18 protein-coding genes are annotated in these 15,358 nt (G+C 58.3%); 13 read left to right on the plus strand and 5 right to left on the minus strand.

What is annotated here, in order from left to right; translation table 11 throughout:
* Positions 1–87: 87 nt before the first annotated feature.
* Genes GOV87_RS03525 through arsC form a run of 4 tightly spaced genes read left to right on the plus strand, consistent with a single transcriptional unit; the run spans position 88 to position 2,247 of the window.
* Complete coding sequence (locus GOV87_RS03525) at positions 88–426, plus strand: DUF952 domain-containing protein (RefSeq protein WP_171125434.1); 339 nt, start codon at positions 88–90, stop codon at positions 424–426.
* The gene (locus GOV87_RS03530; protein ID WP_171210858.1) at positions 423–854 is read left to right on the plus strand and encodes a DUF1330 domain-containing protein; all 432 of its coding nucleotides are present in this window, start codon (positions 423–425) and stop codon (positions 852–854) included. The genes GOV87_RS03525 and GOV87_RS03530 overlap by 4 nt, the downstream gene beginning before the upstream one ends.
* Entirely contained in the window at positions 851–1,909 is a 1,059-nt protein-coding gene (locus GOV87_RS03535; protein ID WP_171210859.1) for a quinone-dependent dihydroorotate dehydrogenase, read from the plus strand. Before GOV87_RS03530 ends, GOV87_RS03535 begins: the two co-directional genes overlap by 4 nt.
* On the plus strand, positions 1,906–2,247 hold the full coding sequence (gene arsC / locus GOV87_RS03540; protein ID WP_171210860.1) for an arsenate reductase (glutaredoxin): 342 nt from the start codon (positions 1,906–1,908) through the stop codon (positions 2,245–2,247). The genes GOV87_RS03535 and arsC overlap by 4 nt, the downstream gene beginning before the upstream one ends.
* Here the strand turns inward: arsC and GOV87_RS03545 are convergent.
* The 3 genes from GOV87_RS03545 to GOV87_RS03555 are packed head-to-tail and all read right to left on the minus strand — an operon-like array spanning position 2,244 to position 4,503.
* On the minus strand, positions 2,244–3,560 hold the full coding sequence (locus GOV87_RS03545) for an MATE family efflux transporter (RefSeq protein WP_171210861.1): 1,317 nt from the start codon (positions 3,558–3,560) through the stop codon (positions 2,244–2,246). The two genes, arsC and GOV87_RS03545, sit on opposite strands and share 4 nt — an antisense overlap.
* A 5-nt stretch (positions 3,561–3,565) precedes the next feature.
* Positions 3,566–4,084, minus strand: a complete 519-nt coding sequence (locus GOV87_RS03550; protein ID WP_171210862.1) for a PaaI family thioesterase — start codon at positions 4,082–4,084, stop codon at positions 3,566–3,568.
* Positions 4,084–4,503 (minus strand): PaaI family thioesterase, encoded by a 420-nt coding sequence (locus GOV87_RS03555; protein WP_171122002.1) that lies wholly within the window; start codon positions 4,501–4,503, stop codon positions 4,084–4,086. The genes GOV87_RS03550 and GOV87_RS03555 overlap by 1 nt, the downstream gene beginning before the upstream one ends.
* 113 nt (positions 4,504–4,616) lie before the next feature.
* Here GOV87_RS03555 and GOV87_RS03560 point away from each other — a divergent pair, with 113 nt between their 5' ends.
* The 8 genes from GOV87_RS03560 to GOV87_RS03595 all read left to right on the plus strand — a co-directional run bounded on the left by GOV87_RS03560 (position 4,617) and on the right by GOV87_RS03595 (position 12,488).
* A complete protein-coding gene (locus tag GOV87_RS03560) occupies positions 4,617–4,985 on the plus strand; it encodes a MerR family DNA-binding transcriptional regulator (protein ID WP_171210863.1) in 369 nt (122 codons plus the stop codon).
* A 305-nt stretch (positions 4,986–5,290) separates the two neighbouring features.
* The gene (locus GOV87_RS03565; RefSeq protein WP_171125445.1) at positions 5,291–5,692 is read left to right on the plus strand and encodes a MerR family DNA-binding transcriptional regulator; all 402 of its coding nucleotides are present in this window, start codon (positions 5,291–5,293) and stop codon (positions 5,690–5,692) included.
* A 51-nt stretch (positions 5,693–5,743) separates the two neighbouring features.
* A complete protein-coding gene (locus tag GOV87_RS03570; RefSeq protein WP_171210864.1) occupies positions 5,744–7,525 on the plus strand; it encodes an acyl-CoA dehydrogenase C-terminal domain-containing protein in 1,782 nt (593 codons plus the stop codon).
* Between the two features lie 54 nt (positions 7,526–7,579).
* Positions 7,580–7,792, plus strand: coding sequence for a hypothetical protein (locus GOV87_RS03575; protein WP_171121998.1), 213 nt, complete (start codon positions 7,580–7,582; stop codon positions 7,790–7,792).
* 150 nt (positions 7,793–7,942) lie between these two features.
* Positions 7,943–8,581: a glutathione S-transferase family protein gene (locus tag GOV87_RS03580; protein WP_171210865.1), complete on the plus strand. Its 639-nt coding sequence runs from the start codon at positions 7,943–7,945 to the stop codon at positions 8,579–8,581.
* Between the two features lie 12 nt (positions 8,582–8,593).
* A complete protein-coding gene (locus GOV87_RS03585) occupies positions 8,594–9,805 on the plus strand; it encodes an acetyl-CoA C-acetyltransferase (protein ID WP_171121996.1) in 1,212 nt (403 codons plus the stop codon).
* Positions 9,805–10,290: a cupin domain-containing protein gene (locus tag GOV87_RS03590; protein WP_171210866.1), complete on the plus strand. Its 486-nt coding sequence runs from the start codon at positions 9,805–9,807 to the stop codon at positions 10,288–10,290. The genes GOV87_RS03585 and GOV87_RS03590 overlap by 1 nt, the downstream gene beginning before the upstream one ends.
* Entirely contained in the window at positions 10,287–12,488 is a 2,202-nt protein-coding gene (locus GOV87_RS03595) for a 3-hydroxyacyl-CoA dehydrogenase NAD-binding domain-containing protein (RefSeq protein ID WP_171210867.1), read from the plus strand. The genes GOV87_RS03590 and GOV87_RS03595 overlap by 4 nt, the downstream gene beginning before the upstream one ends.
* Positions 12,489–12,602: 114 nt before the next feature.
* Here the strand turns inward: GOV87_RS03595 and GOV87_RS03600 are convergent, their stop codons facing one another.
* Positions 12,603–13,259 (minus strand): sulfotransferase family 2 domain-containing protein, encoded by a 657-nt coding sequence (locus GOV87_RS03600; protein WP_171210868.1) that lies wholly within the window; start codon positions 13,257–13,259, stop codon positions 12,603–12,605.
* Complete coding sequence (locus GOV87_RS03605; protein ID WP_171121992.1) at positions 13,256–14,191, minus strand: DMT family transporter; 936 nt, start codon at positions 14,189–14,191, stop codon at positions 13,256–13,258. Before GOV87_RS03605 ends, GOV87_RS03600 begins: the two co-directional genes overlap by 4 nt.
* A 149-nt stretch (positions 14,192–14,340) precedes the next feature.
* Here GOV87_RS03605 and GOV87_RS03610 point away from each other — a divergent pair, with 149 nt between their 5' ends.
* Positions 14,341–15,354 carry a hypothetical protein gene (locus GOV87_RS03610; RefSeq protein WP_171210869.1) on the plus strand — a complete coding sequence of 338 codons (1,014 nt, stop codon included), beginning with the start codon at positions 14,341–14,343 and terminating at the stop codon, positions 15,352–15,354.
* Positions 15,355–15,358: the final 4 nt, after the last annotated feature.

Consider the following 15,358-nt stretch of genomic DNA (forward strand, 5'->3'; position numbering starts at 1 on the left):
TGGGCGTGATGGTGCGCTCTGCTGTTCAAAGAGTCAAAGGGGGAAATCCATCTTGATTCTAGCCGTCGCGCGGGGCATCACGAGCCCATGCTGATTTACAAGATTTTTCGGGCCGATGAATGGGCCGCGTTGCAGTCCAACGGCGAATCCGATGGTGCACCGATTGACGTTTCGGATGGGTATGTTCATTTCTCGACCGCGACGCAGGCTGCTGAAACCGCGGCCAAGCACTTTGCAGGTGTCACCGGGCTGACCTTGCTGGCCTGCGATGCGGACGCGATGGGAGACAGCCTGAAGTGGGAGGTGTCGCGGGGCGGCGCTTTGTTCCCCCACCTCTACCGCAAAATCCGCATGACGGACGTTGTCTGGTCGCGCCCCCTGCCGTTTGATGGACATGCGCACCAATTCCCCGAGGAGATGGAATGACAACCTATATCGACCCCGAGCGCGCGCAATTCGAGGCGTTCAAAACCCTCGACCGCGACCATCCGATCGAGATGCTGAATCTTGTGAAGTTCCGGGCCAAGGCGCAATACCCTGACGGGCATGATCTGGCGAAGGCTGACTTGACCGGTGCACAGGCATATCGAAACTACGGAACCGAAACCGCGCCGATCATCGCACGTTTGGGGGCATCCATACTGTGGCGCGGCGCGTTCCAGACAACCCTGATCGGCCCCAGCGACGAAAGTTGGGATGCCGTATTCATTGCCCGGTATCCTTCTGCACATGCCTTCCTTGAGATGGTTACGAACCCGGCCTATCAAAAGGCGGTTGTGCACCGCCAGGCAGCGGTTGAAACCTCGCGCCTGATCCGCTGCGCCCCGGTACAGGGCGGAGAGTCGTTTGGATGAAACTGACCGAGAAAATTGGCCTTGCCGCCCTTCACCGGATGGACCCGGAAGCCGCCCATGGACTGTCGATCAAAGCCCTGAAGGCTGGGCTGGCCCCGGCACCGGGACCGATTACGTCGCCAAGGCTGCGCACAACAATTGCAGGGCTTGACCTGCCGAACCCCGTTGGATTGGCCGCCGGTTTCGACAAGAACGGAGAGGTTCTTGCCCCGCTGTCCCGTGCTGGTTTCGGGTTTATCGAAGTCGGCGCAGTCACGCCGCGCCCCCAGCCCGGCAACCCGAAGCCGCGCCTGTTTCGCCTGACCGAAGACAGGGCAGCCATCAACCGGTTCGGCTTTAACAACGAAGGCATGGAGGTTATGGCAGGCCGTCTGGCGCAGCGCCCCAAGGAAGCTGTAATCGGCCTGAACCTTGGTGCGAACAAAGACAGCGACGACCGACCGGGCGATTTTGCCAAGGTACTGGCCCATTGCGCCCCGCATCTGGATTTTGCCACGGTGAACGTATCCTCCCCTAACACTGAAAAGCTTAGGGATTTGCAGGGTAAAGCTGCGCTGACTGCATTGTTAAGCGGCGTGATTGAAACCCGTGACGCGCTGGCACGTCCTTTGCCGATTTTCCTGAAGATTGCCCCGGACCTGACCGAAGACGAGCTTCTGGATATTGCCGACGTGGCCCGCGAAACAGGTGTAGACGCCGTAATCGCCACCAATACGACACTGTCGCGCGACGGCCTGAGCAGCCCCCATAAGTCAGAGGCTGGTGGTCTTTCCGGCGCGCCGCTGTTTGAAAAATCCACCCGCGTTCTGGCACAGTTGAGCAAGCTGACAGACGGGCAGGTTCCGTTGATCGGCGTCGGCGGCATCAGCTCGGCCGAGCAGGCCTATGCAAAGATTTGCGCCGGGGCGTCGGCCGTTCAGTTCTATACGGCCATGGTATTCGGCGGCATTTCCCTTGCCTCTGACATTGCGCAGGGGTTGGACAATCTATTGGCCCGCGATGGGTTTGAAGCTGTTGCGCAGGTCGTTGGCAGCAAACGAGAGGATTGGCTGTGATCGAATATTGGCACAACCCGCGCTGCTCCAAGTCCCGAGCCGGGCTTGCTCTGCTAGAGGAAAACGGCGCAAAGGTTGAAATCCGCAAGTATCTGGATGATGCGCCTTCGGCAGAAGACATCCGCGCCACCCTGCAAAGCTTAGGTATTCCTGCCATCGAAATGATGCGGACCGGCGAAAAGCGTTTCAAGGAACTGGGACTGTCCAAGACAACGCCCGAGGATGACTTGATTGCAGCGATGGCTGCCAATCCGATCTTGATCGAACGCCCTGTGGCGATATCAGGCGGCAAGGCGGTTATTGGTCGGCCTTCTGAAAATCTGCTGACCCTGCTCTAGGCGATCTGGGCTTCCAGTCTGGGGTATCGCCATCCCAAGGTGACGCCCCGGGCAATGTTCAGCACCATCAGGGCCGCCCATAACCCGTGATTGCCCAGCCACGGGACAAGAACAAACAGCGCCACGACATAGATCGCGACGGATTGGATCATCGCCTGCCGCATTGCACGAGTCCACGTGGCGCCGATGTAGATACCGTCGAACATCCAGCTTGCCACGCCGATCACTGGGGCCAATGCTGCCCAGGCCAGATACTCTCGTGCGGCAACCCGCACTTCAGCCGAGGTGGACATAACGTCGATCAACGCAGGTCCGGCCAAAAAGAACACTGCCCCCAGCACAAAGGCTCCGCCCACGCCCCAGAGCGACGCCATAACCGAGGCCTGCCGCACCTGATACCGATCCCTAGCGCCAACCGCCCCCCCGACAAGGGCCTCGGCAGAAAACGCGAACCCGTCCAGGGCAAACGCTGTGATTTCAAGAAATTGCAACAAGACCTGATTGGCGGCCAGGTTGACGTCGCCCAGATCTGATCCGACAAACAGAAAGGTCGTGAACGAGCCGGTCAAAAGGACCGAACGGATCATGATATCCCTGTTCACCTGCATCATGCGGCGCAGGCGGGCGGGATCGAATATTCGCGGCCAGTCGCGCCATTGATTGCCACCAAACGCGCTGCGGCACAGCCAGAGGCCCAAAGCCAGACCCGTCCATTCAGCGATCAATGTCGCAATCGCAACACCTTCGACGCCCCAGCCAAGTCCCAGCACAAACCAAAGGTCCAGCACGATATTCAAGCCGTTCATCCAGATCTGCAGGATGAACACCCCTTTTGTCCGTTCGATCGCGATCAGCCAGCCGGTCACCGCATAAAGCGCAATTGTCGCCGGAGCCCCCCAGATTCGAATTTCCAGATAGTCGCGCGTTAATGCCTCAACTTCGGGGCTGGCTGGCGACAGGGCAAACGCGCCCCAGAACACCCAGATTTGCGTCAGGACAAAAAACAGCCCCGCCGCACCGCCCAAAAGCAGCCCCCGCATCAAAAGAGCGCCAGTTTCGGCCGTGTCCCCTGCCCCGCGTGCCTGTGCTGCCAAACCTGTGGTTCCCATACGCAGGAACCCGAAAATCCAATAAATCGCGGACAGGATGACGGCGCCCATACCGACGGCCCCGATTGGCGCGGCCTGGCCCATTTGTCCGACAACACCAGTATCCACGGCCCCCAAAATGGGAACTGTGGCATTCGACAGCACAATCGGTACCGCAATCTTCAGCACCCGCTTATGCGTTATGGGTGCCGAAGCATCCTGCACAGCCGTCACTCTTTGGCGGTCGGTGGTTGTGGCATCAGGAAATGCCCTGTGGCCTGCGCATAGGGGCGCGCGTGATTGTCCTGCCACGCCTCAACCCGCACCGAAGCATATCGCCGCCCCGAACGGCTGACGAAGCCCCGCGCATATGCATCGCGTGGCAAGCCGGACCGCAGATAGTCAACAGTGAAATCCACGGTTTTGGGGAACCGCACCGTGCCATCCTTGAAGATATCTTCTGCATCCAGTTCACCGCTTTCGATCCGAGGAAAGAAAAACTCCCAACTCAGGGTGATTACTGCCGTCACTTCAAGAAAGGCCGCTGTGACCCCACCATGCAAAGCTGGCAGAAAAGGGTTTCCGATCAGCTTTTCGTCGAAGTTCAACACGCCGGTCAGTTCATCCCCGCGCCGGTCAAATCCGATATTGAGAAACCGGATATAGGGCACACCATCAACGATAGCGTTCAAAGCCGCATCGCGTCGTTGCTTTACGACTTGCATGGGCTCAGGACGAGTACGTGCCATTACAGCCCCTCCACGGTGAAAGACCCGGATGCCGTCGCCACAGGCAGATCCTGATCATCGTCCATTGCAGTTGCTCGGACAAAGGCGACGTTGCGGGTGATATGATAGCAGGTCGCGCGGGTCGTGATGCTCTGCCCCGGTGTCGCGGCGCGCATGTAGTCAATACGCAGGTCGATCGTGGCCGTTCCCCCGGGGGCGGCGGGGTGGCTCATGACAGCGGCCCCGCAACAGGTGTCCAAAACGGCAAAGACCGCCCCCCCGTGGATCACACCTGTCCGCGGATCGCCAACCAGTTGTTCGCTGTACGGCATGGTGATTTCAGCCTCGCCGCTATCGATTTTGGTCAGGTGCATTCCCAGCGCCTTGGCATGCGGAATCGCCTCGATGAACTGGCGCGCAATCGTCGCATTGTCGACCATGTACTTGTGTCCTCTTGGTTTCTCCCTTTATGAGCGAGGGGCAGGCAAAAGAGCAAGCCTGCCTGTTGCGCTTGCATGCGGCAGGCCATAGGTTGTCCCAGAGGAGATCAGGAATGTCCGACGATCGTTTGTCATTCAAAGAGATGTGCGCCGAGTTCGATGTAACCCCGCGTACCCTGCGCTACTATGAGTATATCGAGTTGCTGCAACCCGAACGGGAAGGCAGGTCGCGGTTCTATGGCCCTCGGGAATGTGCCCGGATGACGCTGATCATGCGGGGGCGGAAATACGGCTTTCCTTTGGAAGACATTCGCCAGTGGCTGTTGATCTACGAAAATCAGGGGAATCAGGCCCAAATGAAGGCCTTCGTTGAATTGGCCGACCAGCAGCTAATCGAACTGGAAAAGCAACGACAGCAACTGGATGAAGCGGTCGACGCGTTGCAGAGCATGCGTGATCAAACCGCCAGTTCGCTAGAATAATCAAGGGGCGGCAGGCGCTGCGCAAATTCCCCTCTTCACGTTGTCATCCTAAGCGACCGGCCATTTTCAAATTCGCCGGATCGCCGTGTCCTGCCGCCGCAAATCAGCACAACCTCATCTGTCAGGAATTGTGACGTCACGTTCGTTTGATCTTGGCGCCCAAGGCGCTTGACGTAAACGGATGTTACGTCAACCTATAAGTGACGTAGCGTTTGCATTACGTAAACTACACCTCCGTGTTGTAAGACGCGCATCGACTGCGCAACTAACTATTGAAAACGCCAGTGATCAAGAGTGCTGAACCCATGACCGAAGATCTGATGACCATTCGTGAAATGTGCGAGACGTATGACGTCACGCCACGCACATTGCGCTTTTACGAGGCAAAAGAACTTTTGTTTCCGATCCGTGAAGGGCAGAAACGCCTTTTCACCAAACGCGACCGGGCACGCCTGAAGCTTATCCTTCGCGGGAAACGCTTTGGGTTCAGCCTGGAGGAAATTCGGCAACTGCTGGATCTCTACCATGTCGGCGATCAGCAGATGACCCAGATGACCCGCACGCTTGAGATCGCGCGGGAACGTCTGGTGGATTTGGAATCCCGCCGGGACGAACTGGACCAGGCGATCAGCGAAATGAAAGAGCAGTTGCGCTGGGGCGAAAAAGTCATCGCCTCAATGAAGAACGAGAAAAACGCCGCCGAGTAACCCTGGCGGTCCCTAATCACCCGGACATCTGAATATTAAAGGGAGCTTCAAATGCCCGTCTATAACGCGCCCACCAAAGACATGCAGTTCATCCTGCACGAAGTGCTTAACATTTCGGGGTCGGACATCCCCGGATACAACGAACTGGACACCGAATTCACCGGTGCCGTGCTGGAAGAAGCAGGAAAGATTGCTTCGAACGTTCTGCATCCGCTGAACACCGTTGGCGACACCGAAGGCTGCCGCCTTGAAAACGGCATCGTTTACACACCGACCGGCTTCAAGGACGCGTTCGAGCAGATGAAAGAAGGTGGTTGGACCGGCCTAGATATGCCCGAGGAATTCGGCGGTCAGAACATGCCTTATGTGATGGGTACTGCCGTGGGCGAGATGTTCTCGGCCTCGAACCAGGCGTTCACCATGTATCAAGGTCTAACCCACGGTGCGGCTTCGGCCATTCTGGCGCACGGCACCGACGAACAGAAAGCCACCTATCTGCCCAACATGGTAAGCTGTGAATGGACCGGCACCATGAACCTGACGGAACCGCATTGCGGCACCGACCTGGGCCTGATGCGCACCAAGGCCGAGCCCCAAGATGACGGCTCATACAAGATTTCGGGTCAAAAGATTTTTATCTCGTCCGGCGATCACGACATGGCCGACAACATCATCCATCTGGTGCTGGCCAAGGTTCCCGGCGGCCCCGAGGGCATCAAGGGTGTCTCGCTGTTCATCGTGCCCAAGTTCATGGTGAACGAAGATGGCTCGCTGGGTGAACGCAACGGCGTTTCGGTCGGCAAGATCGAAGAGAAAATGGGCATCCACGGCAACTCGACCTGTGTGATGAACTATGACGAAGCCAAGGGCTTTTTGCTGGGCGACCTGAACAAAGGTATGCGCGCTATGTTCACCATGATGAACGAAGCGCGTCTGGGTGTGGGTATGCAGGGCCTGTCGCAGGCCGAGGCCGCGTATCAGAACGCTTTGGAATACGCCAAGGACCGCCTGCAGGGCCGTGACGTAACCGGCGTGAAAAACCCAGATGGTCCCGCAGACCCGCTGATCGTCCACCCCGACGTCCGCCGCAACTTGATGGATCAGAAAAGCTTCACCGAAGGCGCACGGGCATTCATCCTGTGGGGTGCCACGCTGATCGACCAGGCGCATCGCTCGGAAGACAAGGACGCGGACGGCCTGATCTCGCTGCTGACGCCGGTCATCAAGGGCTTCCTGACCGATCAGGGCTATGACATGACCGTTCAGGCCCAGCAGATTTACGGCGGCCACGGCTACATCGAAGAATGGGGCATGTCGCAATATACCCGCGACGCGCGGATCGCCATGATCTACGAAGGTGCAAACGGCGTTCAGGCACTTGACCTTGTGGGCCGCAAACTGGCCACCGATGGCGGCAAGCACGTCATGGCATTCTTCGAGATCGTCAAGAATTTCTGCAAGGAAAACGGCGGCCAGAACGAAGCCTTCGACAAAGCGTTCATTGAACCGCTCAAGGCGGCTTCAAAGGACTTGCAGGCCGCTGGCATGTATTTCATGCAGAACGGTGCCAAGAACCCCAACCACGCGCTGGCCGGGTCGAACGACTTCATGCACATGTTCGGCCATGTCTGCCTGGGCCTGATGTGGGCGCAAATGGCAAAAGCGTCTTATGCAGCCCTTGACGGCGCAGCCTCGGATACCGAGTTCTACGAGACTAAGATTGCCACCGGCCAGTTCTATATGGCGCGTCGCCTGCCGGCCACCGGCCTGCATCTGGCACGTATCCAGACCGGCGCCGACACAGTCATGGCACTGGAGGCGGCAAACTTCTGATCCTTACCTGGTTCCGGGGGCGGCCCCGGAGCCAGTTCCTCGGGAGGGAAAGACATGCCGAAACGATTTCGTTTAACCCGCCGGTTTCCGGTCGCAATGACCGAAGACGGATACCGCAAGCTTAGGGGGTTCGCCCGCGAAGCAGGCTTGGACGAAGGCGAAGCGCTGTCTTTCCTTTTTGAAAACTTCAACAGCGTCATTGATCAGGACAACCTGACCCACCGACTCCGGGTTTTCAATTCCGAGCTAGAGGCGCGCAAGCGTTGAACCAAAGGCAATCAGAACCCGGAAAGCCGCGTATTTTCAACAAGAAGAAACTTGCGCAATAGACCGCAACGTCATTCATGAATGACAGGTTCTTGCTGCTAAAGATACGCGTGAAAAACAGTCGATCAACGCCACGGGAGGGGCGCGACCATGACCATGAAACTATATTGCTTCGGCGCGAGCGGAAATTCCTACAAGGCGGCTCTGGCGCTTGAATTGTCCGGTCTGGATTGGGAGCCGATCGAGGTCGAATTCTTCAAGGGCGAGACACGGACCCCTGAATACCGCGACAACGTCAATGCGATGGGTGAAGCCCCGGTGTTGGTTGATGGTGATTTTCGCACCAGCCAGTCCGGCGCGATTCAGGCATATATCACTGAAAAAACCGGCAAATTCGGCGGCACAACGCATGAAGAGAAATACGAGGTTCTGCGTTGGGTTCTCTGGGACAACCATAAGTTCAGTTCGATGACGGGCTTGACACGCTTCCTGATGAACTTCCTGCCCGCTGAACACCGCAACGCGGACGTTATTGCATTCAATCAAGGGCGTCTGAAAGCGGCTTATCAAGTTCTTGACGCTCATCTGGATGGCCGCGACTGGATCGTTGGCAACGGCGTGACAAACGCCGATCTCAGTTGCTGCGGATATCTGTATTACCCCGAACCTTTCGGCTTTGACCGCGCCGAATGGCCCAATATCGACAAATGGCTGACGCGGCTGTCTGAACAGCCCGGTTGGCAACCACCCTATGACCTGATGCCCGGCCAAACACCGGATCGAGCTTAAGGAGAGCTACTGATGACCGAAGCATATATCTATGACGCCCTGCGCACCCCGCGTGGCAAGGGCCGTAAGGATGGCAGTCTGCACGAGGTGACCTCGGTGCGACTGTCCGCCGTGACCCTGAACGCGCTGAAAGAGCGTAACAACCTTGAAGGCCACGCCGTTGAGGACGTGATCTGGGGCAACGCCACTCAGGCAATGGAACAAGGCGGCTGTCTGGCCCGGACTGCGGTTCTGGCGTCGGACCTGGATGAAAGCATCCCCGGCCTGTCGATCAACCGTTTCTGCGCATCGGGCATGGAGGCCGTGAACCTGGCGGCAAACCAGGTCAAAGGCGGTGCTGGCGACGGCTACATCGCCGGTGGCGTGGAAATGATGGGCCGCGTGCCCATGGGTTCCGACGGGGCAGCGATTGCCATTGACCCGACCGTGGCGATGGACACCTATTTCGTGCCGCAGGGGATTTCCTCGGACATCATCGCAACTGAATACGGGTTCAGCCGTGAACAGGCCGACCAGTTGGCGATGGAATCGCAGCGCCGTGCGGCACAAGCCTGGGAAGAAAACCGGTTCGAGAAATCGGTGATCTCGGTCAAGGACCGCAACGGCCTGACCATTCTGGACCGCGACGAATACATGCGCCCCGGCACCGACATGCAGAGCTTGGGCAGCTTGAACCCCGCCTTCCAGATGATGGGCGAGCAGATGCCCGGATTCGACAAGGTGGCGCTGCTGAAATACCCGCATCTGGAAAAGATCAACCACATCCACCATGCGGGCAACAGCTCGGGCATTGTGGACGGGGCTGCGGCTGTTCTGATCGGCAACAAGGAATTCGGTGAAAAGCACGGACTGAAACCCCGCGCGCGCATCAAGGCCACCGCCAAGATTGGTCTGGACCCGACCATCATGCTGACCGGCCCCGTGCCGGTGACACAGAAAATTCTGGCTGACAGCGGCATGGCGATCTCGGACCTCGACCTGTTCGAGGTGAACGAAGCCTTTGCCTCGGTCGTGCTGCGCTTTCAGCAAGCGTTCGATGTCGACCCCGAACTGGTCAACGTCAACGGCGGCTCGATCGCTATGGGTCACCCGCTTGGCGCCACCGGTGCGATCATCATCGGCACCCTGCTGGACGAGTTGGAGCGACAGGACAAAGAGACTGGTCTGGCGACGCTGTGCGTGGCCTCGGGCATGGGTGCAGCCACCATCATCGAGCGGGTGTAATGCCCAAGCTGGATCTCTCACAGATCCCGTTTGTGGGGGGGTCGTCCTATCCCGGCAAACTGGCCGAGGCGACCGCAGGTCGTTTCGTTCAGCGGCTGGGGGATGCGGGCGGTCTGACCCAATACGGGGTCAACATCGTACGGTTGGAACGGGCGGGGATGTCCTCGTTGCGGCACTTCCACATGGAGCAGGACGAGTTTGCCATTGTGCTTTCCGGCACCTGCACCCTGATCGACGATGACGGTGAACATGAGATGCAGCCCGGTGACTGTGCAGCCTGGCCCGCAGGTGAGCCCAACGGCCACCACCTTGTGAACAAAACCGATGCGCCTGCGACCTTTCTGGTCGTGGGCACGCGGACCCCGACCGAGACCGCTTACTACAGCGACCTGGACATGATGGTGAAGGACGACGCAGATGGCGAATCCTTCACCCGGAAAGACGGCAGCCCCCTGACGGCTGACCAGATAGGAGACGACGGATGACCGAGTTTACCCTGACCAAAGACGCCGATGGCGTCGGTACAATCACCTGGGATGTTCCCGGCAAATCAATGAACGTGATGTCCTTTGACGGGCTGACACAACTGGATGCCTGCATTGATCAGGCGCTGGCTGACGATGAGGTCAAAGGCATAATCATCACTTCGGGCAAAGAGGGATCCTTTGCCGGTGGCATGGACCTGAACCTGCTGGCCGTGATGAAGGAACAGGCGGGTGATGACCCGGCCAAGGGCCTGTTCGAAGGCACGATGAACATGCACAAGCTGCTGCGTAAGATCGAGCTTGCCGGCATGGACCCCAAGACCAAAAAGGGCGGCAAGCCGATTGCGGCCGTTCTGCCCGGAACCGCCGCCGGTATTGGCATGGAACTTCCCCTGTCGACCCATCGCATCTTTGCCGGTGAAAGCCCCAAGGCCAAATACGGCCTGCCGGAAATTATGATCGGCATCTTCCCCGGCGCGGGCGGAACCACACGGATAGTCCGCAAGGTCGGCGCGATGGCCGCGGCTCCGCTGCTGCTGGAAGGCAAGATGTTGGACGCCAAGAAGGCCAAAAGCGCAGGCTATATCGACGAGATCGCAGCAGACCCGATGGCTGCAGCGAAAGAATGGGTTCTGAACGCCAAAGACGCCGATCTGGTCAAGCCGTGGGATGCCAAAGGTTATAAGATGCCCGGTGGCGCTCCGTTCAGCCCGGCTGGTTTCCCGAACTTCGTCGGTGCTGCCGCGATGGTGCATGGCAAGACGCAAGGCGCATTCCCTGCTGCCAAAGCCTTGTTGAGCGCGGTTTACGAAGGTGCGTTAGTTGATTTCGACACCGCGCTGAAGATCGAGGCCCGCTGGTTCACTACCGTACTGATGAACCCCTCTTCCGGCGCGATGATCCGCTCTTTGTTCCTGAACAAAGAGGCGCTGGACAAGGGTGCCGTGCGCCCCGCCGGTATCCCCGATCAGTCGGTCAAGAAGATCGGCGTTCTAGGTGCAGGCATGATGGGGGCCGGTATCGCCTTGGTATCTGCGCAAGCCGGGATGGAGGTTGTTCTGATCGACCGTGATCAGGCCGCCGCCGACAAGGGCAAGGCCTATACCGAAGCCTATCTGGACAAGGGCATGAAGCGCGGCAAAGTCACCGAGGACAAGAAAGTCGCCATGCTGGGCCAGATCACCGCGACCCCGGATCTGGATCAGCTGAAAGGCTGTGACCTGATCATCGAGGCCGTGTTTGAAGACCCCGCGGTCAAGGCCGACATGACCAAAAAGGTCGAGGCGATCATCCCCGAGGATTGCATCTTTGCGTCGAACACCTCGACCCTGCCGATCACCGATCTGGCCAAGGCAAGCGTGCGGCCCGAGCAGTTCATCGGCATCCACTTCTTCTCGCCGGTCGAGAAGATGTTCCTGGTCGAGATCATCAAAGGCAAGGAAACCGGGGATCGCGCAGTCGCCAAGGCGTTGGACTATGTGCGCCAAATCCGCAAGACGCCGATCGTGGTTAATGACGCGCGGTTCTTCTACTGCAACCGCTGTATCATCCCCTACCTGAACGAAGGTGCCCGCATGGTGACAGAGGGCGTCAGCCCCGTGTTGATCGACAACGCCGCACGCCAATTGGGCTTTCCTGTGGGGCCGATCACCCTCACTGATGAAACCTCGATTGATCTGGGGGCCAAGATTGCTCGCGCGACCAAGGCAGCGATGGGCAATGCCTACCCCGAAAGCCCGGCGGACGATCTGATGTTCTGGATGGAAGAACAGGGCCGTCTGGGGCGGAAGTCTAAATCCGGCTTCTTCGACTATGACGAAAAGGGCAAGCGCCTGGGTTATTGGAAAGGGATGCAAGACAAATACCCGCTGGCCGAGGATCAGCCCGACCTGATCGAGGTTCAAGAACGTCTGATGTTCGCCCAGGTTCTGGAAGCCGTCCGCGCGCTGGAGGAAGGCGTGGTAGAAGATATCCGCGAGGCCGATGTGGGTGCGATCCTGGCATGGGGCTTTGCACCTTGGTCCGGTGGCCCACTTAGCTGGGTAGATATCATTGGTGCCCCCTACGCCGCCGAGCGTTGCGACCAACTATCGGCTAAATATGGCGATCGCTTCGCCTGCCCGCCGCTGTTGCGTGAAATGGCTGAGAAGGGTCAGACCTTCTATGGCCGCTTCGACCCTGAAGCAAAAGCCGCCTAAATTAACAAAGCTGGCGCATGTCCTTATGCGCCAGCTTTTCCATTTTCTCGGAAGCCCGCGCAGACCACCCTGCATGGCTTCAAGTTTCGCCCCCAATTTTATTTGAATTCGTGATCAGTTCGGCGGGTCGAATTGATATCCGAACCTGTCGATATCTTCTGCGCAGGCACTGGCAATAGCGGAGGCTGTTCGGGCTAAGTAGTATTGCCTGTAGCCCTTGGAACGAACTGACGGATTCACACGCGGCAAATCGAACTGAAACCCAAGATGCGCAAACAATGGCGCTGCATCCTGTTCGAAATGTTCCAACCGAATATAGGCCCTGCAACACTCCTGCCCTTCTGCCGTGGTCATATATTGGCGTGCCGGGTAGTTTTGAAAGGACCGTAGTGTTGCCGGGTGCATAACGAAGTCTTCAAAAGACAGCGCCTTGGCCAGCGAGACTGCGGGATGATCAAAATCCTGATCCTGTAACCAGTGAAAATAGCTGACCATTCGGTCCCATGGGTTACGCACCAGCGTGAAGGTAAACATGTCCTTCAGGTCGTCGGCGGTCAGAACTCCGTCAATATCCGCAAGTGTCGAGTGTTTCCACAGCCGCCCGCGTGCGTTAAGCGACTTGGCCCGTTTGCGACGCCTATTGGCTTTGGGAGTGTCCCCCAACAGAATGTCGTCTTTCATCGCACGCTGTTCCAGCGCCAGCGCAAGCGATGTCCCCCCCGTTTTGGGAATGTGGACAAAGACATAGCGCCGCCCTCGCGAGATAATCACGCCGCCACCTTTCGCGCCACTTCCCGCGAGGCGCGCCACCCCAACAATGCCCCAGCCGTGGCGATCAGACCAATTCCCACCGTCTGCAACATTCCGATTGTTTGACCGAAGGCGACCCATGCAAAAAGCGGTCCAAAGACCATAACCGAGTATTCAAAGACCGCGACATACGAGGGTTCCCCGATCTGGTATGACTTGATCAACATAAAGACGGCAATCGTGGACCCTCCGGCCTGCAACAGAATCCAAGGCACGGCGGGCGTCATATTAGGCTCCCAGCCTCGGGTCGCGAAGCCCTGCGGCCCGGCGACAGACTCAAGTGGAAACACCGACAGGGCCACAAGCCCGATTGCCCCGGCCACACCCAAAGTGATGACCATGGCCGCCAAAAGCGAGACGGTGCTTTCCTCGGAACAATGGCTGCGTGTGATTATTGCGCTCAGGGCGTAGAACAACCCTCCTGCGACAGGCAGCAAGCTTAGCGTGTCAAACTCATACGGATTCGGCTGCAAGACACACAAGATACCGCAAAACCCAAGGATGACAGCAAATATGCGCCACGGTCCGATGGTCTGCTTCAGCCACAAGGCGGAAATCAAAAGCACGAAGATCGGCGAAGTGAACAATCCGGCCAGCGCCTGCGCAATCGGCATCAGCGCAAGGGAAGAAAAGTAAAACAACATGGCTAGGGTGATCAGAACACTACGCAAAACAACCGGCCCCAGCCGTTTCGGGCGCAGGCTGCCCAGGCCCAGCAGCGACAGCCCGACAATCAACGGTAGCATCAGCAAAGAACGGCTCAGGTGGAACTGCCACAATCCAATCGTTTCAGCCAACAGCACCACCACATTGTCGATCACTCCGATAATTGCCATGGCGCTGATCATCAGCACCGACGCGAGTATTGGTGATGTCTGCGTTTCTGACTGCATCTGCCGCCCTGACACTGATCCCGGACGCGAAATTTTTCCCGCGCGTCGTGATATCCAGCACAATTCCCGATTGACGTGCAACAGGTTTGCGCCATTGGATTTTAGCGTGCTAAACTAAGTTCAAATAATAACGAGCAGACCTCACCTTGATGACGGCCCTGAAACAGTACCAGCGGATCGAAGCCACCGGTCTGTGGCGCCCCTCGCCCGATGTGCAACGGCGCGAGGTCGTGGTTTCGATTGGCGAAGCGACTCTGACAATTTCGGATTTCAATGACCGCGCCCTGACACATTGGTCACTGGCAGCGCTCGAGCGTCAAAACCCCGGCAGCTATCCGGCCATTTTCAACCCCGATGGCGACCCGGAAGAAACGCTGGAACTGGCGGAATCCGAAACCACCATGATTGAGGCCATCGACCGCCTGCAACGCGCAATCGACCGTGCGCGACCACATCCGGGGCGGCTGCGATGGCTGAGCGTTGTGGGCGTTGTCGGGGCCGTTCTTGCGCTTTTGCTGCTATGGGTGCCGGCCGCCCTGCAAAACCACGTTGTGTCTGTCGTGCCGGAGATCAAAAGGCAGGACATAGGCGACGCCATCCTGAGCCGGATTGAAAGGGTGTCAGGCCGCGCGTGCGCCTCTGCGGACGCGCAGGAGGCACTGGATCATCTAGCGACGCGGACGGGGGTGCGCAGCGTCGTGATCCTTCCTGCGGGTGTGCAAAGTAGCCTTAGCCTACCCGGAGGGATCATCCTTCTGAACCGCTCATTGGTTGAAGACCACGAAGACCCCTCGGTCGCGGCAGGGTACATCATCGCCGAACGCGCGAGGGCGGCGGCTCAGGATCCTTTGGATGACCTTCTGGACCGAACCGGAGTGCGCTCGGCCTTTCGCCTTCTCACGACTGGAGAACTGACCCCCGATATCGTCGATACGTATACCGAGCAGGTCTTGTCCGAGCCGCGCCCTACCTTGCCGGACGACGACCTGTTTGAGCTTTTCGCGCAAGTCGCTCTTCCCTCGACACCATATGCCTATGCGATGGATGTGACGGGCGAAACCGTTCTGGGCCTGATCGAAGCTGACCCGATGGCAGGACGACCTTTGCAACAGGTGCTGCCGGACCGCGATTGGGTCCGGCTTCAGAACATCTGCGGAGAGTAGACCG

The organism is Ruegeria sp. HKCCA5426, assembly GCF_013034585.1.
In the GTDB taxonomy this organism is placed as follows: Bacteria; Pseudomonadota; Alphaproteobacteria; order Rhodobacterales; family Rhodobacteraceae; genus Ruegeria.